Origin of the sequence: Sphingomonas mollis (assembly GCF_016427505.1) — a bacterium.
Classification (GTDB): Bacteria; Pseudomonadota; Alphaproteobacteria; order Sphingomonadales; family Sphingomonadaceae; genus Sphingomonas; species Sphingomonas mollis.
In genome coordinates, this window is record NZ_JAELXS010000005.1 from 105,773 (window position 1) to 129,810 (window position 24,038).

Consider the following 24,038-nt stretch of genomic DNA (forward strand, 5'->3'; position numbering starts at 1 on the left):
CACCCGGCGGCTGGTTGCGCCGCGTCGCCGACCTGATCCGTCCCGCCGCTCCTTCGCCTGCCGACCGGACTTGCGGCGCGCATCTTCGCGACGGCGGGACGAGCTTCACGGTACGCGCACCCGAGGCGACCGCGCTGCATCTGTGCCTGTTCGACGGAGCGCAGGAGCGCCGCATCCCCATGCAGCGCGACGGCGACTATTGGCATGTCGAAGTGCCACTCGTCGGCGCCGGCCAGCGTTACGGCTACCGCGCCGCTGGTCGCCACGATCCGGCCAACGCCCATTGGTTCGACCCGGCCAAGTTGCTGGTCGATCCCTATGCCATCGAACTCGACACCCGCTTCGCGTACGATCCCGCCCTGTCGGTCTTCGGCACCGACACCGCCGCACTGATGCCGAAAGCGATCGTCCAGCGCGCCTCGGCCGCGCCGCTGCCGGAACCGCCGTTGTTCGCACCCGGCGGCCTGATCTACGAACTCAACGTCCGCAGCTTCACGATGCGCCACCCGGACGTGCCGCCCGAACAGCGCGGCACGATCGCCGCCCTCGCGCATCCCGCCATCGTCGCGCATTTCCGGAAACTCGGCGTCGCCGCGATCGAACTGATGCCGATCGTCGCCTGGATCGACGAACGCCATTTGCCGCCGCTCGGCCTCGTCAACGCCTGGGGCTACAACCCCGTCGCACCGATGGCGCTCGACCCGCGCCTCTGTCCCGGCGGCGTCGCGGAACTGCGCGCGACCGTCGCGGCCCTGCGCGACGTCGGCATCGGCGTGCTGCTCGACCTCGTCTTCAATCACACCGGCGAAAGCGACATCGGCGGCCCGACGCTGTCGCTGCGCGGTCTCGATCCCCGATCCTACGCGCACGCCCCCGACGGATCGCTCATCAACGATGCCGGCACCGGCAACACGCTCGATTTCGCCCGCCCGCATGTCCGCGACCTGACCCTGGCGACGCTGCGCCATTTCGCGATGCTGGGCATCGACGGCTTCCGCTTCGATCTCGCCCCCGTCATGGCGCGCTCGCCCGGCTTCGACCCCGCCGCGCCGATCTTCGCCGCGATCGCCGCCGACCCGGTCCTGTCGACCCGCATCATGATCGCCGAGCCATGGGACATCGGCCCCGGCGGCTATCAATTGGGCAAGTTCCCCGACAACTGGCTGGAATGGAACGACCGCTTCCGCGACGACGTCCGCCGATTCTGGCGCGGCGATGGCAGTTCCGGGGCGCTCGCCACCCGTATCGCCGGTTCGTCCGATACCTTTGGCGGCACCCACACCCGCAGCGTGAATTTCGTCGCCGCGCATGACGGCTTCACCCTCGCCGACATGCTCGCCTATGCCGGCCGCCACAATCACGCGAATGGCGAGAACAACCGCGATGGCCATGGCGAGGAAGTCTGCTGGAACAACGGCACCGAAGGCCCCAGCGACGATCCCGCCATCCGCACCGCCCGCGATATCGACGCCCGCGCCTTGCTCGCCACGTTGTTCGCCGCCAGGGGCACGCCGATGCTGACCGCCGGCGACGAATTCGGCCGCAGCCAGCGCGGCAACAACAACGCCTATGCGCAGGATAACGACGCGACGTGGCTCGACTGGACGAACCGCGACGTTGCGCTGGAGGATTTCGTCGCCCGCCTGTCGCAGTTCCGCCGGGGCGGGCCGCTCGCCGATCAGGCGTGGCTGCAATCGGCGGACTGGCGCGACATGACCGACCGGCCGATGACGCCCGATCGCTGGAACAGCACCGGCGGTTTCCAGCTTCGCCTGCCGACGCCGCACCACACCATCTACATCCGCATCGATCGTGGCGAACGTCGCGTCACGCTCGCCCGCGCGGATTTGCTGGAGAGCCGACCTTGATCGCCCGCCTGCTTCTCGCCGCCGCCACCCTCCTCACCGTCGCCGCGACGCCGCTGTCGCCCGCGCAGCGGTTCGGCAAGCTGTACCACGACGTCCAGATGCGCCGGCTTTTCCCTGACGGAAAGACCTTCGCCGACGCGGTGCCGAAGCGACCCGGCGCCCGCATCGTCGCGGCCTATCGCGTCTGCAAATGCGGCACCGACGCCACCCTCCGCCGCTTCGTCCTCGCCAACTTCACCCTGCCAGAGGCGCCCGTCACCCGCCCGCAACCGCGCCGGTCGCTGACCGAACATATCGATCAGCTATGGCCGCAACTGACGCGCACCACCACCACCGTCCCCGCCGGCTCCTCCGCGCTGACCCTGCCGCGCCGCTACGTCGTCCCCGGCGGGCGTTTCCGCGAGATGTATTATTGGGACAGCTGGTTCTCGATGCTCGGCCTGCCTGCCGCCGGGCGACAGGATCTGGTAGAGGACATGGTCGTCGATTTCGGCAGCCTGATCGATCGCTACGGCCACATCCCCAACGGCACCCGCACCTATTATCTCAGCCGTTCGCAACCGCCGTTCTTCTACCTGATCGCCGGCATGTCGCGCGACGCCGCGACGCTCGCCACCCGTACCCGCCAAATGCGCGCCGAGCACGCCTGGTGGATGCAGGGCGCCGCGACGCTCGCCCCCGGCCATGAAAGCGCCCGCGTCGTCCGCCTGCCCGACGGCGCGCTCCTCAACCGCTATTGGGACGATCGCGCCGACGCCCGCGACGAAAGCTATCGCGAGGATACCGAACTCGCCGATGCCACCCCCGGCCGTCCCCGCGCCGAACTGATGCGCGATCTGCGCGCGGCGGCGGAGAGCGGCTGGGACTTTTCGTCACGCTGGCTGGCGGACGGCCGCAGCCTTGCCACGATCCGCACGACGCGGCTGGTGCCCGTCGATCTCAACAGCCTGATGGTCGGCATGGAACAGGCGATCGCCGCCAATTGCCGCGCGCTGCGCGACACGCCCTGCGCCACCAGCTTCACCGCCCGTGCGGAGGCGCGCACGCAGGCGATCCGCCGCCATCTGTGGAATGGCCGCTTCTTCGCCGACTACGATCTCGACACCGGCCAGCCGAACACGGTCGCCACCGCCGCGATGACCTTTCCCCTGTTCGCCGGCGTTGCCACCGCCGATCAGGCGCGCGCCACCGCCCGCGCCTTCGCCCCCTTCGTGGGAGAGGGCGGCGTCCGCACCACGCTGACCGGGTCCGGCCAGCAATGGGACGATCCCAATGGCTGGGCGCCGCTGCAATGGATCGCGATCCAGGGCCTGCGCCGCTACGGCGAACAGGCGCTCGCGACCCGGATCAAAGCCGCATGGCTCGCCACCGTCACCCGCGAATATGAGGCGTCGGGCAAGCTGCTGGAGAAATACGACGTGGTCGAACGGCGCCCCGGTGGCGGCGGCGAATATCCCAATCAGGACGGCTTCGGCTGGACCAACGGGGTCACCCGCGCACTGCTGACCGAGAAACCCTGATTCTGGTCGCTAACGCTGCCGCTGCATCATCTCGGCCATCGGCATCAGATTGTGGTGCAGATGGCCCATGATCCACAGCGATCCCACCAGCACCAGCGCCACGATCAGCACGCCGAACGCCAGCGCCAGCACGTTGTTGGTGTTGTCCGGCCCGGTCGTCACGTGCAGAAAGAACACCAGATGCACGCCCATCTGCGCCACCGCCAGCGCGATCAGCGCAACCGGGATCGCCGGGCCATAGATCAGGTTGCTGCCCGCCGCCGCGAACGACGCCGCCGTCAGCAACCCGGCCAGCACCAGCCCGATGACATAGGTGCGCACCCCCGCGGCGATCGATTCCCGCCCGCCTTCCTCACCCGGCGCATTCTGATCGTCCAGATCCTCGCCATGCTGCCGGTCGCTCATAGTCCCGCCCCCAGCAGATAGACCACGGTGAACAACGCCACCCAGATGATGTCCAGCGCGTGCCAGAACAGGCTGAAGCACGCGATCCGGCGCAGGATGTCGTCGCGGAAATCCTTCGCCCATACCTGCGCCATCATCGTCATCAGCCACAACAGCCCCAGCGCGACGTGCAGTCCATGACACCCGACCAGCGCGAAGAACGCGGACAGGAACGCGCTGCGCCCCGGCCCCGCCCGTTCGCCGATCAGATGCGTGAACTCATAGACTTCCAGACACAGGAACGCCGCGCCCAGCATCCCGGTCACCGCCATCGCGACCAGAAACCAGAACCGGTGGCGCGCGATCGTCGCGATCCCCGCCATGCCGCAGGCGAAGGACGACAGCAGCAATAGCACCGTCTCCCATCCGACCAGCGTCAGGTCGAACAGTTTCGCGCCGGATGGTCCCCCCGCAGTCTCGCCGACCAGCACCGCATAGGCCGCGAAGAAACCGGCGAACATGATGAAGTCCGACAGCAGGAATATCCAGAAGCCATAGGCGACGACGATGCGCTTGGGCGCCGGCCCCCGCTCGCTGACCGGCACCTCGCCATGCCCCAGCTTGTGCGGATCGTTGCTGCTCTGGGCCTGCGTGGCGCTCATGTCGTCGCCCCATCGGGTACGCCGAGCAGCGCCGCCTTGCCCTCGCGCCGCAACCGGTCGCGTCGCTCCACCTCATCCGCCGCAATCTCATATTCCGTCTCGTCCCGCCACGCGAACACGACGAACGTGGCCCAGGCACCGACAAAGCCTAGGATGACCAGCCACCAGATATGCCAGATCAACGCAAAGCCCATCGCCGTCGCGAAGAAGGCCGAAACGACACCGGTCGGCGAGTTTTTCGGCATCTCGATCGCGACATAGTCCGGCAAATCGGACAACCGTTGCTCCTCGCGCGCGGCCGATTTCAGGCCCCAATAGGCTTCCTCGCCACGCACATCGGGCAGCGCCGCGAAGTTGAAGATCGGTGGTGGTGACGTCGTCGCCCATTCCAGCGTCCGGCCATCCCACGGATCGCCGCTCTCATCGACCAGCGCCGCACGGTTGCGGATCGACACGACGAACATGACGATCTGGCAGGCTATACCGCACGCAATCAACAGCGCCCCCACCCCCGCCGCGATCAGCCATGGCTGCCACCCCGCGACGTTGTAATGCCCCAGCCGCCGCGTCATCCCCATCAGACCCAGCACATACAGCGGCATGAACGCGACGTAGAATCCGGTCAGCCAGAACCAGAACGACCGCTTTCCCCATTTCTCGTCCAGCGTGAAGCCGAACGCCTTGGGCCACCAGTATGTCAGCCCGGCAAACGCGCCGAACAGCACGCCCGGGATCACGATGTTGTGGAAATGCGCGACGAGGAACAGCGAGTTGTGCAGCACGAAATCGGCCGGCGGCACGGCGAGCAGCACCCCCGTCATCCCGCCGATGACAAAGGTCACGATGAACCCCACCGACCACAGCATCATCGACGTATATCGGATGCGCCCGCCGAACATCGTGAAGATCCAGTTGAACACCTTCACACCCGTCGGCACCGCGATAATCATCGTCGCGATCCCGAAGAACCCGTTGACGTCCGCGCCCGCCCCCATGGTGAAGAAGTGGTGCAGCCACACCATGAACGCCAACAGGCAGATCGCCATCGTCGCGACGATCATCGACCTGTATCCGAACAATGGCTTGCCGGAAAAGGTCGACACCACCTCGCTGAAGATGCCGAACGCGGGCAGGATCAGGATATACACCTCCGGGTGGCCCCACGCCCAGATCAGGTTCACGAACATCATCTGGTTGCCGCCCAGTTCGTTCGTGAAGAAATGGAACCCCAGATACCGGTCCAGCGTCAGCATCGCGAGCGTCGCGGTCAGGATCGGAAACGCCGCGACGATCAGCAGGTTGGTCGCCAGCGACGTCCAGCAGAACATCGGCATCCGCGTGTAACCCATGCCCGGCGCCCGCATCTTCAGGATCGTCGTGACCAGGTTCACGCCCGACAGCAGCGTACCGACACCCGATATCTGCAGCGCCCACAGATAATAATCGACACCCACGCCGGGCGAGAAGCGCAGCTCGCTGAGCGGCGGATAGACCACCCATCCCGTCTTCGCGAACTCGCCGATGACGAGGCTGACATTGACCAGCAGCGCGCCGCTCGCGGTCAGCCAGAAACTCACCGAATTCAGCGTCGGGAACGCCACGTCGCGGATACCCAGTTGCAGCGGCACCGCGAAATTCATCAGCCCGATCATGAACGGCATCGCGACGAAAAAGATCATGATGACGCCGTGCGCGGTGAACACCTGATCGTAATGGTCCGGCGGCAGGTAACCGGGATTGCCATAGGCGATCGCCTGTTGTGACCGCATCAGCAACGCGTCCGAAAACCCGCGCAGCAGCATTACCGCCGCCAGCACGCAATACATCACGCCGATCCGCTTGTGATCGACCGACGTGATCCACTCGCGCCACAGATATGGGAAATATCCACGCTTCCACACCCAGCCGAGCAGACTCAGGATCGCCAGCGCGACGATGGCGGAGGCCGCGATCGGAATCGGCTCGTCGAGCGGGATGGAGTCGAGGCCCAGTTTACCGAACACCCGAATTCTCCCGCCCGTCGGTCGCTTCCTCACGCACCGACGCACCCGCATTGGCGACGATGCGGTCGTACAGCCCCGGCGCGACCGCACCGAATGCCATCTGCTTCTCACTGCCCGGATGCCGGGCCAGCGTCAGGAAACGGGGCGTATCCAGCACCTGACCACGCCCCCGCGTTTGCGCCACCCAACCGGCGAACCGCGCCGGCGCGACCGCATCGACGGCGAAGTCCATATCGGCGAACCCCTCACCGCTGTAATGCGCGGACAGGCCATGGAAGCGGCCGGGCTTGTCCGCCTGCAAATGCAGTTTCGCGTCCATCCCCGACATCGCATAGATCTGGCTGCCCAGTTGCGAGATGAAGAAGCTGTTCATCACCGTACCGCTGGTGATGCGAAAACTGATCGGCGTTCCCGCGGGGATCACCAGCCGGTTGACCGTCGCGATCCCCAGTTCGGGATAGATGAACACCCATTTCCAATCGAGCGAGACGACCTGCACCTGCAACGGCCGTACCGACGACGCCAGTGGCTTCTCAGGGGCCAGCTCGTGCGTGCTGATCCACGTCAGCCCCGCCAGAAAGATCACGACAAGCGCCGGGATCGACCACACCAGCAATTCCAGCCGCCCGGAATAAGACCAGTCAGGCCGATATTCCGCCTTGTCGTTTCCCGCCCTGAACCACCAGCCGACGGCCAGCGCCAGCAGGATCGTTGGCACGACGATGCACAGCATGATCGCGAGCGCATTGAACAACACGGTCCGCTCGCCCGCCGCCACCGGCCCCGCCGGATCGAGCACGCCGCGCGAGCATCCCGATAACGCAACCATGCACGCCGCGAAGCTGGATCGACCGATCACCCGCCGCATACGGCTCACAGGTACACATGCCCGGCAATGACCATCACCGGGAGACGTGCAGTGTCGGAACGGCGTGTCATCCCGCTTTCGGTCACGTCAACGAGACGCTACGCCATGCCGATGGTTCCGCCCCGCCCCCGCCGCAGCGCGCTTTTCCTCCCCGCCTCCAATCCGCGCGCCATCGCCAAGGCCCGCACGCTGCCCTGCGACGTCGTCATCCTCGATCTGGAAGACGCGGTCGCCCCCGACATGAAGGACGACGCCCGCGCCCGCGCCGTCGCCGCCGTGGCGGAAGGGGGGTTCGGCGATCGCGAACTCGTCATCCGCGTCAACGCGGCCGGTACGCCGTGGCATGCGGACGATCTCGCCGCATTGGCCAGTACGGCGATCGATGCGATCCTGTTGCCCAAGGTAGACGATGCCGCCGCCGTCTCCGCTGCACGCGATCGTCTCGGCCACGACGCGCCGGCCTTGTGGGCGATGATCGAAAGCGCACGCGGCGTGTTAAACCTGCCCGCCATCGCCGCTGGCGCGGCCGATGCGAGGCTCACCGCGTTGGTGGCCGGCACCAACGATCTCGCGATCGACCTGCGTTGCCGTCCCGGTCCGGATCGCGCGCCGCTATTGCCAGCGCTCGCCCGGATCGTCATCGCCGCCCGCGCGGCGGAAATGACGGCGCTCGACGGTGTCCTCAACGCGATCGATCAACCCGACCGGCTCGCGGCGGAATGCGACCAGGGTCGCGCCTGGGGCTTCGACGGCAAGACGTTGATCCATCCCGCCCAGATCGATGCCGCCAATGCCGCCTTCGGCCCCTCCCCCGACGACATCGCCTGGGCCACCCGCGTCATCGCCGCCTTCGCCGATCCCGTCTATGACGGACGAGGCGCGATCCGTCTGGATGGTGCCATGGTGGAACGGCTGCATCTGGCGGAGGCGGAACGCATCATGGCACTAATGCGATAGGAGTTGCGGTCAGTCTATCGCGCCACACCGTTCTCCTGCGAACGCAGGAGTCCAGAATAACGAGTGGCACCGCCCGTGATACGGGATTCCTGCGTTCGCAGGAAAACACCCATCAGCCGCTCACGAGCAACCTAGAGCATCGAGCGTGAAATCAGACCCACCCTCCGTTCGGCCTGAGCGAAGTCGAAGGCCATGTCCCGCGGCGGTGCTTCGACTTCGCTCAGCACGAACGGATCATATTAAACGCTCGATGCTCTAAAAAGACACAGGAAAGCACACCCGCCTCAGGCAATCCTACCGCCCGATCCAGTCCGCCACCTGCGTCGCCACCTGATTGGCCGCCTGATTCAATGCCGGCCCGGCACTGGCCGCATCAATCGCCGCTACCGGCACCCGCGCCTCGAAGCGGCGCTTCTCGGTGTTCGATGCACCCGAACGCGACAGCGCCGCGTCGAACGTCACCACCGCCTCGCGCGTCGTCGCGTCCAGCCCGAAATTGCGGAGTTCACCCGCCAGCTGGTCGTTGGCCTCGGTCACCGCCTGCACCTGACTGATGACCACGCGCCCCGCGCGTGCCGCGATCGTGTCGGACATCAGGCGCGCGAACAGCCGCGCCGGCGGTTCCGACCATTGCGCATCCTTCACATAGGCCAGCGTCGTCGGCGTCGCCTGCACCGGCACCCGCGCCGCGGCGAGCGCGGTCGGCGTCACCGGCACCTGCACCACGATCGACTTCGCCCTGGCCGAATCCTGCTGCTGGCCCACCGGCACCGATGCCGTGCTGGTCAGCGTCATCAGCGTATCGGGCGGGGTCGCGCCGAAACTGATGCATCCGCCCAGCGGTGCGGCCACGGCCAGCATCATGGCGACGGTGATCGACTTGTTCATGATGCCCTCACTTACCCTTGTAGTCCGGCAGCTTCTGCTGCCCGATCAGCGAGCTCGCGCCGCCCTGATCGACCTTTTCCGCCACCGACGACAGTGCCGCCGCCGTCACGCGCAAATCGCGCACCAGCCGGTTGGCCTCCGGCACCGTCTGGCGCGAGAAGGTCTGCAGGCCCGGCCGGGCATCGCCGATCGCCGCGTTCAGCGTCTCCGCCGATTTCTGCGCCGACGCGATCGCGCCGTTCAGGTTCTTGATCGTCGGCTGGATATCGTTCGCCAGCACGCCGTTGGTCGTCTCCGCCAGCGCGCCGATCTGCTTGGACGCCTCGCCCGCCTGCTGGATCGCGATCCGCGTCTGCGCCAGCGTCGCGGCGATCTCCGGCCCACGATCGGCCAGCGCATCGGTCAGCCGGTTCGTGTTCTCCAGAATGCCCGCGATCGATGCCTGATTGCGATCGGTCAGCAGGCCGGTCAGCCGCTCGGTAAGCGTCGACAGGCGTTCCAGCAACTGCGGCGCCGAATTCAGGATCGCGCCGATGCCGCCCTGCTTGGTCGCGATCACCGGTACGCCGTAAGGGCAGACCGTCGGGTTCGGCGGCTCCGGGCAGACGATCGGCGCGGCGCCCTTGCGCGCGCCGTCCAGCGACACCGTGCTGGTGCCGGTGAAGCTGCCGATCACCGTCGCCGTCGTCCCTTGCAGCACCGGCGTATCGTCGTTCACGCTGATGCGGACGCGCACGAACTGCGGGTCGTTCGCCCACAGCACGATCTGCTTCACCTGCCCCGACGGGACGCCCGAATAGGTGACGACCGATCCGCGCGCCAATCCATCCACCGACTGGCGGAAGAAGATGTCGTACTCCTTCTCCTCGGCGCCACCGACACGCGCGATCCACACGGTGAACAGCGCCAGCACCGCCAGAAGGATCAGCACGACGGCACCGACCAGAACATGGTTCGAACGGGTTTCCATCAGCCTGTTCCTGTTGCCTCGTGAGTCGCCCCACGGGCGTTGTTGTCTGCCTGTCCGCCCTGCGACCGTTCGCCGGTGCGGTTCGCCTCGACCTCAGTCGGATGGCGACTTGCCTCGACCTCGGCCCCGTGCATTTCCTGCGTCGAGGCCGCCGCACGGCCACGCGGACCCTTGAAATATTCCTGGATCCACGGATGATCGGTGGCCAGCAGTTCGTCGATCGTGCCGACCGCGATCACCCGCTTTTCCGCCAGCACCGCCACCCGGTCGCAGATCGCGTACAGCGTATCGAGATCGTGCGTGATGAGGAACACCGTCAGCCCGAGCGTCCGGCTGAGCGAGCGGATCAATTCGTCGAAGGCCGATGCGCCGATCGGGTCCAGCCCCGCCGTCGGCTCGTCGAGGAACAGCAGCTCCGGGTCGAGCGCCAGCGCCCGCGCCAGCCCGGCCCGCTTCTTCATGCCGCCCGACAGTTCGGCCGGATATTTCGGCCCGGCATCCGCGGGCAAGCCGGTCATCACGACCTTGTACGACGCGATCTCGTCGAGCAGCGAGCGCGGCAGCGTGCCGTAGAATTCACGCAGCGGCACCTGCACGTTCTCGGCCACCGTCAGCGTCGAAAACAGCGCCCCGCCCTGGAACAATACGCCCCAGCGCTTGCGGATATTCGTCGCCTCGGTCTCGTCACGGCCGATCGTCGGCTCGCCGAACACGGTGATCTCGCCCTTGTCCGGTGTCTGGAGCCCGATGATCGATCGCATCAGCACCGACTTGCCGGTGCCCGATCCGCCGACCACGCCCAGAATCTCGCCTCGACGCACCTGCAAATCGAGATTGTCATGGACGACCGACGATTCGCCGAAACTGTTGCGCAGCCCCTTCACGTCGATGATGACGTCGTCGCGGCGCTGGTTGCGGTCATGGGGCATCAGTTCCACCCCACCCATGTGAAGAATACCGCAAAGAACGCATCGAGCACGATCACCAGAAAGATGCCCTGCACCACCGCCGATGTCGTGCGCAGGCCGACCTGTTCCGCATCCGCCTCGACCTGCATCCCCTGGAAACAGCCGGCGATGGCGATGATCGCACCGAATACCGGCGCCTTGATGAGGCCGACATACAGGTCGGTGATCGGCACCACTTCGCGGATGCGGCTGATGAACGTGACCGGCGGAATGCCCAGCGATATCCACGCCAGCAGGCCACCACCGATGATCGCGATCAGCGAGGCGTAAAAGCCCAGCAGCGGCATCAGCATGATCGCCGCCAGCGTGCGCGGCAGCACCAGCGCCTCCATCGGCGACACGCCGATCGTCCGCATCGCGTCGATCTCTTCGGTCAGCTTCATCGTGCCGAGCTGCGCCGCGAACGCCGAACCCGAACGGCCCGCCACCATGATCGCGGTCATCAGCACGCCCAGTTCGCGCAGCGTCAGCCGCCCGACCAGATTGATCGTGAACACCTCCGCCCCGAACTGGCGCAACTGCACCGCGCCCTGTTGCGCGATGACGATGCCGATCAGGAAGCTCATCAGGCCGATGATGCCCAGCGACGCGACGCCGACCGTTTCGAATTCATGCACGACCGCATTGAAGCGGAAGCGGCGCGGATGGCGGATGACCGATCCGAACGCCAGCGTCGTCGCGCCAAGGAAACCGAGCAGCCCCAGCAACGTGCGCCCGGTCAGGACGACCGCATCACCGATCTCGCCCAGCACGCGGGTGAAGCCGCTCGCCTGCGACGGGCGCAGCGCGACGTGCTGGTCGGACCCGACCACCTGATCGAACAACTGCCGCGCATCGTCATCCAGTCCCTCGACCGGCGCATCGTGACGGGCGGCGAAGCGATGGACGATCCACGCACCGACCGTGTCCATCCGGTCGACATCGGACAGATCGACCCGGTCCACTTTGCCGCCGACCTGTTCCAGTCGATCCGGCAACGTCCCGAGTCGCGCTAGCGACAGGTCGCCGGAAAAGCGAACCGTGTCGCCATCTTCGCGGAAGTCTGCAGCGGCGGTCATCGATCGCCTCTCTGCGGGAAAGCGCCCGCCACGGCAAGCCGGTACTGCATCACGGCGAACCGCGCGGGCGATCGGCCGATGCGTCCGATCACAACAGCTTGTCGACCAGATGGATGACCAGACCGACCAGTCCGCCGACCAGCGTGCCGTTGATCCGGATATATTGCAGGTCGCGACCGACCGCATTCTCCAGCCGGCCAGTGATCGTCCGCGCATCCCAGCCGCGCACCGTTTCCGACACCAGCCGGACGATATGGTCGCCGTAATCCGCGGCGATCCCCACCACGGCGCGACGGACGAAGCGATTGATCGTCGTCGCCAGCCGCCGGTCCTGACGCAGCGTCGCACCCAGTTGGTGCAGCACCTCGCCCAGCTTCCCCGCCATCGCCGCTTCCGGATCGCGCGCGATGCTCAGCAATGCGGCCCGCGCCTGTTCCCACAACCCGTCCAGCCAGCGCGCCATCGCCGGGTTGGCGATCAACTCTTCCTTCACCCGCTCCACCCGCGCGCGCATCGCCGGATCATATTGCAGGTCCCAGGCCAGCCGATCGAGCCCCTCCTCCGCCTTCACCCGCAACGGATGGTCCGGGTTTTCGGCCATATCGATCAACAGCTTGTCCAGCCCGCCGATCAGCTTGTCCGCCAGCGTCTCGTCCAGCCCGGTCCAGCGCAACAGCGCGCCGGCGCGTTCGTGCACCATCTGGCGCATCAGCGCGTCGTTGCTGGCCAGCGCAGCGGCGGCCCAGCGGATACCGGCGTCCAGCACCGGCTTGTGCCGCCCCTGCGCCATCGTCGCCGTCAGCAATTGGCCGGCGATCGGCGACACCTCCGCCTCGCGCAGGCGATTGACCGCCGCCGCCTTCACCATGCCGCCCAGCCGCGCCGGATCGAGCGATTCGAGGATCTGCGCCACCAGCTTCGACGCGCCCTGCCGGAAACGGCCGCCGGCACCCTCGGGCGGATCGGTCAGCCAGCGCGCCACCGCGCCCGCGACGTCCAGCCGCCGCATCCGCCGCGCCACCACGCGCGGGATCAGGAAATTGGTGCGCAGGAATTGCGCCAGCGTGTCGCCGATCCGGTCTTTGTTGCGCGGCACGATCGCGGTGTGCGGGATCGGCAGGCCCAGCGGATGCCGGAACAGCGCCGTCACCGCGAACCAGTCGGCCAGCCCACCGACCATCGCCGCCTCGGCAAAGGCGCGGACGAAGCCCCAGGCGGGATGCTCGTCGACCAGCAGGCGGCTGACGAGAAACACCGCCGCCATCACCACCAACAGCACGGTCGCGACCAGCCGCATCCTCACCAGACCCGCCGGTGGGGCATCCATCATACGCGCGCTGGCCATGTTCATCGCAGGGACAATGACCGAGCGCGCGGATGGTTCATGCCGCCGCGCCGGCGCCTGTCCGAATCCGCGGCGGGCGCATCATTCCGCGGGATGCGGCCCGTCCTCGCGATACCCGATCGATCCCGGTCCGACGCCCAGACGCGGACCGCGACCCGGCCCGACCACGCCGATCACCTCGGCGCCGTCGTCGCCCGGCCTGAACGTCAGCAAGCGACGACCCAGCCGGCTGCCCAGCCGCGTCTCGACCCCCACCGCCAGGCTGAACCCCGCCGGCACGATCAGCAGCGTCAGCAGCGTCGACAGCACCAGTCCGCCGATCACCGTCACGCTCATCGGCGCGCGGAACGATCCGTCGCCGGTCAGCGACAGCGCGGTCGGCACCATGCCCGCCACCATCGCCACCGTCGTCATCACGATCGGCAGCGCCCGCTTGTGCCCGGCATCGACGATCGCCTCGAACTTGGGCACGCCGTGGCTCATCTCCTCCAGCGCGAAATCGACCAGCAGGATCGAATTCTTGGCGACGATGCCCAGCAGCATCAACAGCCCGATATAGACCGGCAGCGACACCGACATGCCCGCGATCCACAATGCCAGACACGCGCCCAGCGGCGCCAGGAACAGCGACCCCAGATTGACGAACGGCGGCAGGAACCGGCGATACAGCAGCACCAGCACCGCGAAGAGCAGGAAGAAGCCCGAGGTGACGGCCAGGATGATGTTCGTCACCAGCTCCGCCTGCGCCTTGGACTGGCCGACCGACAGCCGGCTGACCCCGATCGGCATCGACGTGACCGCCGGCAGCGCGAGGATCTGCTTCATCGCATCGCCCTCGACGATACCCGGCGCCAGATCGGCACCGATCGTCAACTGGCGTTGCTGGGCGATCCGGTCGATCTGGGTCGGACCGGCGCCGAAGCCGATATCGGCGACCACCTTAAGCGGCACCGATCCACCGTTAGACGTGCTGACCGGCAGGTTCTCGATGCTCGACAGCTTCTCGCGCGCGCTTTCGGCCAGCGCGACGCGGATCGGGATCTGGCGGTCGTTGAGCGAGAAGCGGGCGCTGTTCTGGTCGATATCGCCAAGCGTCGCGACGCGGATCGCGTTCGACAGCGCGCTGGTCGTCACGCCCAGATCGGCGGCCAGATCCATCCGCGGCCGGATCACGATCTCCGGCCGTTGCAGACCGCCCGCGGTGCGCGGCGCGCGCAGGATCGGCAGGTGGCTCATCTGCTCGACGATCCGGTCCGCCGTCTGCTGCAACATCACCGGATCGTCACTGCCCAGCGTGATCTGCAGATCGCGGCTCGGCCCGCCCCAGCCATTCTGGTTCTGGAACGACACCCGCGCATCGGGGATCGCCGACAGCGTCGGGGTCAGCGCGCGTTCGAATTCCACGCTGGTCCGGTCGCGATCGTCCGCCAGCGTGGCGGTGACACGACCGGTGCCGAGAAACGCACGTTGATAGACCGAGGTGACGATCGGCTTCTGCGCCGACAGGATGCCGGCCACCCGGCTGACCACCGCCTGCGTCTGTTCCAGCGTCGATCCCGGCGGCAGTTCGACCTGTACCGTGCTGCGATCGTTATCGCGCTGCGGCTGGAATTCCTGCGGCAACATCATGAAGATCGCGACCGTGGCGATCAGCGCGAGCACGCTGATGCCCATGATCCACACTCGGTGATCGACGAAATGCGACACCAACCGCCGCCAGCCGCCCTGCGCCGACAGCCGGCGCTGCCGCGTCTGGTCGAGCGACCAGCGCAACAGCGCGACGTACCGGCTCATCACCGGCCCGTCCTCCGCCGGCTCATGTCCGCCCGCCTTCAGGAAATAGGCGGCGATCATCGGCGTGATGAGCCGCGCGACGGCAAGGCTCATCAGCACCGCCGCGACCACGGTCAGGCCGAAATTCTTGAAGAACTGCCCCGACACGCCCGGCATCAACGCCACCGGCAGGAAGACCGCGACGATCGACATCGTCGTCGCCAGCACCGCCAGCCCGATCTCGTCGGCGGCGTCGATCGATGCCTGATACGCGTTCTTGCCCATCCGCATATGCCGGACGATATTTTCGATCTCGACGATCGCATCGTCCACCAGCACACCCGCCACCAGACTGAGCGCCAGCAGCGTCATGTTGTTCAGGCTGAACCCCAGCAGGTCCATGAACCAGAAGGTCGGGATCGCCGACAGCGGGATCGCCAGTGCCGAGATGAACGTCGCGCGCCAGTCGCGCAGGAACAGGAACACCACGACCACCGCGAGCACCGCGCCCTCGATCATCGATCCGATCGCGTTCTCATATTCGTGTTCGGTATAGGTGACGCTGGTCGACAGCAGCTTGAACTGCACCGACGGATTGCGCTTTTCCAGCGCCTCCAGCTTCTTGACCGCCTCGTTATAGACGGTGACGTCGGACGAACCCTTGGTTCGCGTGAAACTGAACGAGACGACCTGATGGCCGTTCACCGCCGAGGACGATTTCTGTTCGGCATAGGCATCGCGCACATCGGCGATATCGGCCAGCCTGACTGTCCGCCCGTTGCCCAGCGAAATCTGCGTCTGGCCTAGTGCATAGGCGTTCTTGGCATTGCCCAGCACGCGCACCGATTGCTCGGATCCGGCGATCTCCGCCTTGCCGCCCGTCGCGTTGAGGTTGACCGCGCGCAGCGCCGCGTTGACGGTGTTGGCGGTCAGCCCTTGTGCCTGCAACTTCACCGGATCGAGGATGACCCGGATTTCGCGCGCGACGCCGCCGTTGCGCTCCACCGCGCCCAAGCCCGGCACCGACAGCAATTCCTTGCTGACGGTATCGTCGATGTACCAGCTCAACTGCTCCACCGTCATGTCGGTGGTCAGCGCCGAGAAGTTCGCGATATCCTCGTCGCTGGTGTCGAAACGGCCGATCTGCGGTTCCAGAATACCGTCGGGCAGGTCGCCGCGGATCTGCGTGATCGCATTGCGCAGGTCGTTGACCGCGCGGTCGATATCGGTGCCCAGTTGCAACTGGATGATGGTCTGCGAATTGCCTTCCTTCACCGTCGACCGGATCTCGTCGATCCCGCGCAGGCCCCGCGCCGCCGCCTCGACCCGCTTGGTCACCTGCGTTTCCAGTTCGCTGGGTGCCGCGCCCGGCTGGCTGATGATGACGAAGGCGACCGGGAAGTCGATGTCCGGCTGCTGGTTCACATCCATCCGCATGAAGCTGACGATGCCGGCCAGCGTCAGCGCCACGAACAGGACGATCGGCACCACGGGGTTGCGGATCGACCAGGCGGAGATGTTGCGGAAGTTCATATGCGGTTATCCGTTGGTCGCAGCGGCGGCGGGGGCCGCGGCGCGCAGGACCGGCTTCACCTTCTGACCCGGCGACAGGAACGCACCTGCCGCCAGCACGACCCGCTCGTTACCCGCCAGTCCGCCGACCACCGACACGCCTGCATCGCTGACCTGACCGACCTTCACGTCGCGGCGTTCCGCGCGGTTCTGGCCGTCGAGGACGTACACGTAATTGCCGCGGCCATCGCTCTGCACCGCCGATTCGGGCAACAGCGGCACCGCGCTGGTCGCGCCGCTCACCGTTGCCGATGCGAACCCGCCCGGCCGCAGCGCCGGATCGTACCGCAGGCCGATGCGCGCGATCCCCTGCCGCGTCTGCGGATCGATGATCGGCGACACCTGCCATACCTCGCCCGCGAAGGTCTGCGTGCTGCCGACCGGCGTCACCTGCGCCCGCGCGCCGGCATGCAGGCCCTGCAGGTCCGCCTCGCTCATCTGCGCGCGCATCTCCATCTGGCCGCCCTGCGCCATGCGGAACAGCACGCCGCTGCCCGAACTCACGATCTGGCCGGGTTCCGCCTGCCGGGTCAGGACCAGCCCGGCGGCCGGCGCGCGGATGTCGAGGCGGCCGTTGCGCGCCTGCGATTCGGCATAGGTGGCGCCCGCCACCTTCACCCGCGCCGCCGCGGCATCGCGCGTCGCGGTGCGGCGTTGCAGATCGGCCTTCGAGATGAAACCACGATCGACCAGCGATACGGCGCGATCCAGCTCCGCCTGCGCCAGCGTCAGGTCGGCGCGCGCGACATTCACCTGCGCACCCAGCGCGGCGGCGGTCTGCACCTGTACAGACCGGTCGACCGTCGCCAGCACCTGGCCCGCATTCACCCACTGGCCGGGTTCGACGAGCACGCGCGTAATCATGCCGCCCTCGCCCGCGACGCCCACCGGCATCTCGCGGCGCGCGGCCAGCGTGCCGGTCGCGGCGATCGATCGGTCGACGGTGCTGCGCCCCGGCACCACCACGGTCACGCTCGGCAATTGTTCGGCACCGGCGGCGGTGCCGGGCGCGGCGGCGGAGTGGTTGCCGCGTCCCCAGATCGCCCATGCGCCGATCGCCAGCACGACCGCGATCACCGCCGCGACGATCCATGCACGACGGGCAGGCGGCGTCACGGGGCCGGTCAACCGGTCCTGCGCGATAGAGCCCGATTCGTAATTCATCCCGTCGCCATCCCATCCCCGGCTGTTCACGGCCGCCTCGTCAGAGCTGTATTATCGAAATAAGTCACCGGGCTCAAGACACTTCGCCGACGGCCGGTCACTGCCTGCCTGCAAACGTCGGTTCCCGCAACCTGACTTGGCATTCGGTCCGTTCATCGCCGGTTGATCGTGAGCGGGGCATGGCATCGGGGCAACAGGAGAAACAACGATGCGTCTCGCCCTTCCCGTCATGATCGCCCTCGCCGCGCTGCCCGTCGCCACCCTGCCCGTCGCCGCCGCCGCGCAGGGGCAGCAGACCAGCATCCAGCCGATGATCCCGGCCAGCGGCACCGTGGTCGATGTGGTGGCGGAGGGTCGGACGACCCGCGTTCCCGATCTCGCCACGATCCGCGCCGGCGTCGTCACCCCCGGCGCCACCGCCGCGCAGGCGCTGGCCGACAACGCCACCGCCATGGCCCGCGTGCTGGCCGCCCTGCGCAAGGCCGGTGTCGCCCCGCGCGATCTGGCCACCGCGACGGTGCAACTGGCGCCGCAATATCGCTACGCCGAAAACCAGCCGCCGGTCATCACCGGTTATCAGGCGACGAACAGCGTGTCGGTCCGTTTCCGTGATGTCGCGCGATCGGGCGCGATTCTCGATGCGCTGGTGAAGGAAGGCGCCAACCAGATCGACGGGCCGAACCTGTCGCTGGCCGAACCGGATGCGGCGCTGGACGAGGCGCGCGCCGATGCGGTGAAGCGCGCCCGCGCCCGTGCCGATCTCTATGCCCGCGCCGCCGGCCTGCGCGTCGTCCGCATCGTCTCGATCGCCGAGGCGGGACAGGACAGCGGCGGCCCCGAACGTCCGGTGATGCTGATGGCCCGCGCGGCCAAGGCGGACGCCTCGACCGAGATCGCACCGGGTGAGAAGGACATCACCGCGACGCTGCAGGTCCGCTTCCTGCTCGATCAGTAACGAAAAAGGGGCCGCCCGGTCGCCCGGACGGCCCCTTTGGTCGATCCCGCCGAAGCGGCGGGATCAGTGCTTCAGCGCACCCGGCCGCGACGGACCAGGTTCACGATCGCCAGCAGGATGACCGCACCCAGCAGCGACACCAGGAACGAGGTGACGTTCAGCGGCTGGTTGTTGATCGACCCACCCGAGATGATGAGGCCGCCCAGAAACGCGCCGACGATGCCGACGATGATGTTCAGGAAGATGCCCTGCTGCGCATCGGTGCGCATGATGATGCTGGCAAGCCAGCCGATGACGCCGCCGATGATCAGCCAAAGAATAATGCCCATGTCCAGTCCCTCCGTTAAAGCCCGCGACCGGAGCGGGCGATGCCGGAATAACCTGTATTGCTCTATCTTGTTCCGGGTGCGGTTCGATTAGTGTCGACGTTTCGCGCACCGGGTCCAGGATCGGGACGACTTCGCCATCGTCGTCGTCGCCGTTCCCGTACCGGGTCAGTACTTCAGCTGGCGCTCGTACAGCGTGCGATAATGCTGGATGCGCGTGACGCGCAGGCCGGGCATCCCCGACCGGTCGATCGCCCGCTGCCACCCGGCGAATTCCTCCGCCGTCAACCCGTATCGATCGCATACCTCGTCCACCGACAGCAGCCCGCCGTTGACGGCAGCGACAACCTCGGCCTTGCGGCGGACCACCCACCGGGTGGTGGAGGGCGGCGGCAGGGTATCGACCGTCAATGGCTCGCCCAGCGGGCCGATGACTTTGGCGGGACGAATCTTTTCGTTCTGGATCATGTTCAACCTCTGCCGGGGCTCCCGGCCCCCTCGAAACGCGTACTGGTGATGTATCCGGCGCTCCTGAAGAACGCCTGAAACGCCACGGTAAACGAACCCTTCATCTGTCTTTCCACCGGCTTAGCCGGACCGCCACGCGCGGATTGAACGCGCCGTGCGTGGGTGCCAGCAATCCGCCGCCCATGACGGCGACCGCCGCCATCGGCCCGGTTCCCGGACCGGCCGGCGCCAGCCCCGACTGCACCACCGCGGTCGGGCTGGTCTCCTGTCGAGCCGACAGGTCGATCATCAGCGTGCCCAGGTCCTCGGGCAACGCGGCGATGTCGACGATGCCATCGAAAGAGGAGTGGGTCAGGTCCAATGCGGCGTATCTCCGGGTTCGTCGGATGAACGCTCTACACGCGGGGTCATGAAGGTCGGGTAAAGCCGCGGATAACCTATCGTGAACCTTCGTTTACGCCTGCGTGGCTGTCCTTTGTCGATTTGCACCGCCCTGTGCGCGCGCCTATGTGCGCGGGTCTATGGACAACGGCATCGATCAGGACGGCGAATTCCAGCTCGACGACCCGCGCGGCAAGCGGATCGTGGTGGCGATGTCGGGCGGCGTCGACAGTTCGGTCGTCGCCGCGCTGGCGGTGCGGACGGGGGCGGAGGTGATCGGCGTCACCTTGCAATTGTACGATCATGGCGAGGCGGTCGGCCGCGCCGGCGCCTGCTGCGCCGGCCGCGATATCCGCGATGCCCGCGCGGTGTGCGACCGTCTCGGCATCGCGCATTACGTCTTCGACCATGAAAGCGCCTTCCGCACATCGGTCGTCGACAAGTTCGCCGACGAATATCTCGCCGGCCGCACGCCGATCCCGTGCGTGTCGTGCAACACCGGCCCGAAATTCACCGACCTGCTGGGTCTGGCGCGCGAGCTGGGCGCCGATTGCCTCGCCACCGGTCATTACGTTCGCCGTGTGCCCGGCCCCGCTGGTGCCGAATTGCACCGCGGTGCCGACCCGGCCCGCGACCAGAGTTACTTCCTGTTCGCCACGACGCAGCCGCAACTCGACTATCTCCGCTTCCCGCTGGGCGGCCTGCCCAAGTCGCGCGTGCGGGAGATTGCGGCCGAACTGGGCCTCGGCGTCGCGGCCAAGCCCGACAGTCAGGATATCTGCTTCGTACCCGATGGCGATTATGCCGGGCTGGTCCGCAAGCTGCGGCCCGATGCGGTATCGGGCGGCGACATCGTCGACCTGTCCGGCGAAAAGCTGGGCGAGCATCGCGGCCTGATCCACTTTACCGTCGGCCAGCGCCGCGGGCTGGAGATCGGCGGCCATGCCGAACCGCTCTATGTCGTGCGGCTGGAACCCGCCACCGCCCGCGTCGTCGTCGGCCCGCGCCGCGCACTGGCGGTCGAGGCGGCGTCGCTGGAGAACGTCAACTGGATCGGCGGCGATCATGACGGCCCGCTGACCGCAAAGGTTCGATCGATGGCCCGCCCGGTCCCGGCGCGCTTCGTCGACGGCCGGCTGTCGTTCGACACGCCTGAATATGGCGTCGCCCCCGGTCAGGCGGCGGTGCTGTATGCCGGTGAGCGGATATTGGGTGGCGGCTGGATCGCGGCCACCGAAGCGGCGCTGATCGCCGCGTGATTCGAAGTTAGGGGCAAGGCGGGAGAGAGCGCCTGCACTGCGCTCGATCTCCCGCACCATCGTGTCGCCGGTGCCGGTTTTGACCGGCGGCTCCGCTCCGCATTCATATTTCTGATTGACGGCGCAACGACAGTGGCCGGTCGCTAGCGGAGTTGCGCACGAAAAAAAAGGGCCGGCAAAGCCGACCCGTAAAAGTTTTTAGGAGAGGATGCCTGAAAGGCACAGTCGTTGTGCAGCGCAGCGTATGATTTCGCAAGTGCAACTTTATCGCCTCCGATTGCACGAATTGCAATCGTGTCGGTCAGGGAAGCAGAAACGCGCCCTCGATCACCGTGACGCATCGTCCGCCCAACACCACGCGGTCGTCCGCCAGCCGGCATGACAACCGTCCGCCGCGCTCGCTCGCCTGCCACGCGGTGAAGGCATCGCGTTCCAGCCGCGCCGCCCAATATGGCACGATCACCGCGTGCGCGCCGCCGGTCACCGGGTCCTCGTCGATCCCGAAACCGGGGGTGAAGGCGCGGCTGACGATATCGGTCGTGTCGCCCGGCGCGGTGACGATCACCAGCAACCGCCCCGCCGCCGCCAGTGCCCGCTGATCCGGATCGCATGCCCGCACCGCCGCCTCGTCGGCCAGCACGACCACCGCATAACCGCCATCGTGCCACAGCGTCTCGACCGGATCGGTCACGCCCAGCGCCGCGACGATCGCCGGCAGCGGCTTCGGCGCCGGGGCAAGCGCGGGCAGCGCCATCAGATAACCCGTCCCCTCGCGTGCCACTTCCAGCACGCCGGATCGACGCGTGCGGAACCGCACCCGGTCGAGCGCGGTATCCGATTGCAGCACGACATGCCCGCTCGCCAGCGTCGCATGACCGCACAGCGCGATCTCGGCGGCCGGCGTGAACCAGCGCAGCTCGAAATCCGCCTCGCCCGTCTCGTCCGGCAGGAAGAACGCCGTCTCCGACAGGTTGTTCTCCTGCGCGATCTTCAGCAGCAGCGTGTCGTCCAGCCAGGACGACAACGGCATCACCGCCGCCGGATTGCCCCCGAACGCCTCGTCGGCAAAGGCATCGACCTGAGTGAAGGGAAGCCGCATCGTTACAACCTCTTGCCGAACCAATGGGGCGTCACATCCGCCTCGACCAGCGGATTGTCGGTATCCACATGGCCCTCGGGGTCCAGATGGATCAGCACCTCGACCTTCGGGAACGCACGCTTCAGGTTCATCTCGACCGCCTCGACCAGATCATGCGCCTGCGCGACCGTCAGGTTGCGGTCGACCTCCATATGGAACTGCGCGAAATCATGGCTACCCGACCGGCGTGTGCGAAAATCGTGGATGCCGCGCAGGCCTTCCTGCCGCGCCGCCACGTCCAGGAAACCGGCGCGCTGATCCTCCGGCCATTCCTTGTCCATCAACTGGTCGATCGCGTTGGACGATGCCTGAAACGCGCCCCATGCCAGCCATAGCGCGATGACGATGCCGAAGATCGGGTCCGCCTTGGTGAATCCGAAATACTGATCCAGCACCAGCGCCACGATCACCGATCCGTTCAGCAGCACGTCCGACTGGTAATGGACATTGTCCGCCATGATCGCGACCGACCCGGTCTGGCGGATGATGCGCCGCTGATACCAGAGCAGCACCACCGTCGCGCCGATCGCGATGATCGACACGCCGATGCCGAACTCCGCGTCCGCCGTCGGCGCGTGACTGCCAAACGCCTGCACCGCGCGCCAAGCGATGCCCGCCGCCGACGCGGTGATGAGCGCCACCTGAAACAGCGCCGCCAGCGCCTCCGCCTTGCCATGCCCGAACCGGTGGTCATGGTCCGCCGGCGTCGCCGCCAGCCGCACGCCATACAAGGTAACAAGCGAGGCGAGCAGATCGAGGCCCGTATCGGCCAGCGACCCCAGCATCGCGACCGACCCGGTGTGCCACGCGGCAAAACCCTTCAACCCCAGCAGGAACGTCGCCATCGCGACGCTCGCCAGCGCGGCCCGCGTCGCGTGGGGCATGAACCGGCGCTGTTCTTCGCGTGTCATGGGAACAGCAACCCCTCGCTCCAGCCGGCACCGTCGCGCGTGAACAGACGCCGCTCATGCAGCCGGTGCGCGCGATCCTGCCAGAATTCGATGCGTTCGGGCGCGACGACATACCCGCCCCAGAATGGCGGCCGTGGCACGTCCTGCCCCTCGAACCGCGCCGTCACCTCGGCCACGCGCGCCTCGAACGTCGCGCGGGAATCGAGCGGCCGCGACTGGTCGGACGCCCATGCCCCCAGTTGCGAATCCCGCCCGCGCGATGCGAAATAGGCGTCGGACTGCGCATCGGTCGCCAGCGTCACCGGCCCTTCGATCCGCACCTGCTTGCGCAGCGATTTCCAGTGGAACATCAATCCGGCGTGCATATTGGCCGCCAGCTCGCCCGCCTTGCGCCCCTCGCGATTGGTATAGAACACGAAGCCGTCGGGGCCGTGCCCCTTAAGCAACACCATCCGCACCGACGGACGCCCGTCGGCATCCGCGGTCGCCAGCGCCATCGCGTTGGAATCGTTGATTTCGGACGCTCTTGCCTCGGCATACCATGCGTCGAACAGGGCGATGGGATCGTCGGTCATGGCCGCCCCATAGCCGATCTTCGCG

22 protein-coding genes are annotated in these 24,038 nt (G+C 67.1%); 5 read left to right on the plus strand and 17 right to left on the minus strand.

From position 1 onward, the window contains the following. Positions 1 to 35 precede the first annotated feature (35 nt). Both glgX and treA read left to right on the plus strand, forming a co-directional pair. Entirely contained in the window at positions 36 to 1,868 is a 1,833-nt protein-coding gene (gene glgX, locus JAO74_RS10175; RefSeq protein ID WP_199037945.1) for a glycogen debranching protein GlgX, read from the plus strand. Continuing rightward, on the plus strand, positions 1,865 to 3,388 hold the full coding sequence (treA, locus tag JAO74_RS10180) for an alpha,alpha-trehalase TreA (protein ID WP_199037573.1): 1,524 nt from the start codon (positions 1,865 to 1,867) through the stop codon (positions 3,386 to 3,388). The genes glgX and treA overlap by 4 nt, the downstream gene beginning before the upstream one ends. Positions 3,389 to 3,397: 9 nt before the next feature. On the opposite strand, the gene cyoD is transcribed toward treA, so the two are convergent. From cyoD to cyoA, 4 genes are read right to left on the minus strand one after another with little or no spacing between them, the layout of a single operon-like run. Next, positions 3,398 to 3,793, minus strand: a complete 396-nt coding sequence (gene cyoD / locus JAO74_RS10185) for a cytochrome o ubiquinol oxidase subunit IV (protein WP_199037574.1) — start codon at positions 3,791 to 3,793, stop codon at positions 3,398 to 3,400. Then, complete coding sequence (locus JAO74_RS10190; RefSeq protein WP_199037575.1) at positions 3,790 to 4,434, minus strand: cytochrome (ubi)quinol oxidase subunit III; 645 nt, start codon at positions 4,432 to 4,434, stop codon at positions 3,790 to 3,792. The genes cyoD and JAO74_RS10190 overlap by 4 nt, the downstream gene beginning before the upstream one ends. Further along, positions 4,431 to 6,488 carry a cytochrome o ubiquinol oxidase subunit I gene (cyoB, locus tag JAO74_RS10195; RefSeq protein WP_233150875.1) on the minus strand — a complete coding sequence of 686 codons (2,058 nt, stop codon included), beginning with the start codon at positions 6,486 to 6,488 and terminating at the stop codon, positions 4,431 to 4,433. Before cyoB ends, JAO74_RS10190 begins: the two co-directional genes overlap by 4 nt. Then, complete coding sequence (cyoA, locus tag JAO74_RS10200) at positions 6,427 to 7,305, minus strand: ubiquinol oxidase subunit II (protein ID WP_199037947.1); 879 nt, start codon at positions 7,303 to 7,305, stop codon at positions 6,427 to 6,429. Before cyoA ends, cyoB begins: the two co-directional genes overlap by 62 nt. 105 nt (positions 7,306 to 7,410) lie before the next feature. Between cyoA and JAO74_RS10205 the strand changes: the two genes are divergently transcribed. Beyond that, the gene (locus JAO74_RS10205; RefSeq protein ID WP_233150876.1) at positions 7,411 to 8,262 is read left to right on the plus strand and encodes an HpcH/HpaI aldolase/citrate lyase family protein; all 852 of its coding nucleotides are present in this window, start codon (positions 7,411 to 7,413) and stop codon (positions 8,260 to 8,262) included. Positions 8,263 to 8,556: 294 nt separating this feature from the next. Here the strand turns inward: JAO74_RS10205 and JAO74_RS10210 are convergent, their stop codons facing one another. From JAO74_RS10210 to JAO74_RS10240, 7 genes are all read right to left on the minus strand, one after another. After that, complete coding sequence (locus JAO74_RS10210) at positions 8,557 to 9,150, minus strand: ABC-type transport auxiliary lipoprotein family protein (RefSeq protein ID WP_199037581.1); 594 nt, start codon at positions 9,148 to 9,150, stop codon at positions 8,557 to 8,559. A 7-nt stretch (positions 9,151 to 9,157) separates the two neighbouring features. Beyond that, complete coding sequence (locus JAO74_RS10215) at positions 9,158 to 10,120, minus strand: MlaD family protein (protein WP_199037583.1); 963 nt, start codon at positions 10,118 to 10,120, stop codon at positions 9,158 to 9,160. Continuing rightward, positions 10,120 to 11,049, minus strand: a complete 930-nt coding sequence (locus JAO74_RS10220; protein WP_199037585.1) for an ABC transporter ATP-binding protein — start codon at positions 11,047 to 11,049, stop codon at positions 10,120 to 10,122. Before JAO74_RS10220 ends, JAO74_RS10215 begins: the two co-directional genes overlap by 1 nt. Beyond that, entirely contained in the window at positions 11,049 to 12,146 is a 1,098-nt protein-coding gene (locus JAO74_RS10225) for an ABC transporter permease (RefSeq protein WP_199037587.1), read from the minus strand. The genes JAO74_RS10220 and JAO74_RS10225 overlap by 1 nt, the downstream gene beginning before the upstream one ends. A gap of 88 nt (positions 12,147 to 12,234) precedes the next feature. Beyond that, positions 12,235 to 13,497 carry a DUF445 domain-containing protein gene (locus JAO74_RS10230; protein WP_416194302.1) on the minus strand — a complete coding sequence of 421 codons (1,263 nt, stop codon included), beginning with the start codon at positions 13,495 to 13,497 and terminating at the stop codon, positions 12,235 to 12,237. A gap of 75 nt (positions 13,498 to 13,572) precedes the next feature. Beyond that, positions 13,573 to 16,797, minus strand: coding sequence for an efflux RND transporter permease subunit (locus JAO74_RS10235; RefSeq protein ID WP_199037589.1), 3,225 nt, complete (start codon positions 16,795 to 16,797; stop codon positions 13,573 to 13,575). Positions 16,798 to 16,803: 6 nt separating this feature from the next. Further along, a complete protein-coding gene (locus JAO74_RS10240) occupies positions 16,804 to 18,000 on the minus strand; it encodes an efflux RND transporter periplasmic adaptor subunit (protein ID WP_199037951.1) in 1,197 nt (398 codons plus the stop codon). Between the two features lie 208 nt (positions 18,001 to 18,208). Here JAO74_RS10240 and JAO74_RS10245 point away from each other — a divergent pair, with 208 nt between their 5' ends. Next, a complete protein-coding gene (locus tag JAO74_RS10245) occupies positions 18,209 to 18,955 on the plus strand; it encodes an SIMPL domain-containing protein (protein ID WP_199037591.1) in 747 nt (248 codons plus the stop codon). A gap of 71 nt (positions 18,956 to 19,026) precedes the next feature. On the opposite strand, the gene JAO74_RS10250 is transcribed toward JAO74_RS10245, so the two are convergent. From JAO74_RS10250 to JAO74_RS10260, 3 genes are all read right to left on the minus strand, one after another. Continuing rightward, positions 19,027 to 19,284, minus strand: coding sequence for a GlsB/YeaQ/YmgE family stress response membrane protein (locus JAO74_RS10250; protein WP_199037593.1), 258 nt, complete (start codon positions 19,282 to 19,284; stop codon positions 19,027 to 19,029). A 165-nt stretch (positions 19,285 to 19,449) separates the two neighbouring features. Beyond that, positions 19,450 to 19,749, minus strand: a complete 300-nt coding sequence (gene sciP / locus JAO74_RS10255; RefSeq protein WP_056524071.1) for a CtrA inhibitor SciP — start codon at positions 19,747 to 19,749, stop codon at positions 19,450 to 19,452. Between the two features lie 100 nt (positions 19,750 to 19,849). Further along, positions 19,850 to 20,110: a hypothetical protein gene (locus JAO74_RS10260; RefSeq protein ID WP_199037595.1), complete on the minus strand. Its 261-nt coding sequence runs from the start codon at positions 20,108 to 20,110 to the stop codon at positions 19,850 to 19,852. Between the two features lie 160 nt (positions 20,111 to 20,270). On the opposite strand from JAO74_RS10260, the gene mnmA reads away from it, so the two are divergent. Then, positions 20,271 to 21,389, plus strand: coding sequence for a tRNA 2-thiouridine(34) synthase MnmA (gene mnmA / locus JAO74_RS10265; RefSeq protein ID WP_199037597.1), 1,119 nt, complete (start codon positions 20,271 to 20,273; stop codon positions 21,387 to 21,389). A 301-nt stretch (positions 21,390 to 21,690) separates the two neighbouring features. Here mnmA and JAO74_RS10270 read toward each other — a convergent pair whose 3' ends face one another. The 3 genes from JAO74_RS10270 to pdxH are packed head-to-tail and all read right to left on the minus strand — an operon-like array spanning position 21,691 to position 24,013. Beyond that, the gene (locus JAO74_RS10270; protein WP_199037600.1) at positions 21,691 to 22,488 is read right to left on the minus strand and encodes a PhzF family phenazine biosynthesis protein; all 798 of its coding nucleotides are present in this window, start codon (positions 22,486 to 22,488) and stop codon (positions 21,691 to 21,693) included. Positions 22,489 to 22,490: 2 nt separating this feature from the next. After that, positions 22,491 to 23,438, minus strand: coding sequence for a cation diffusion facilitator family transporter (locus tag JAO74_RS10275; protein ID WP_199037602.1), 948 nt, complete (start codon positions 23,436 to 23,438; stop codon positions 22,491 to 22,493). Beyond that, positions 23,435 to 24,013 carry a pyridoxamine 5'-phosphate oxidase gene (gene pdxH, locus JAO74_RS10280; protein ID WP_199037604.1) on the minus strand — a complete coding sequence of 193 codons (579 nt, stop codon included), beginning with the start codon at positions 24,011 to 24,013 and terminating at the stop codon, positions 23,435 to 23,437. Before pdxH ends, JAO74_RS10275 begins: the two co-directional genes overlap by 4 nt. Positions 24,014 to 24,038: the final 25 nt, after the last annotated feature.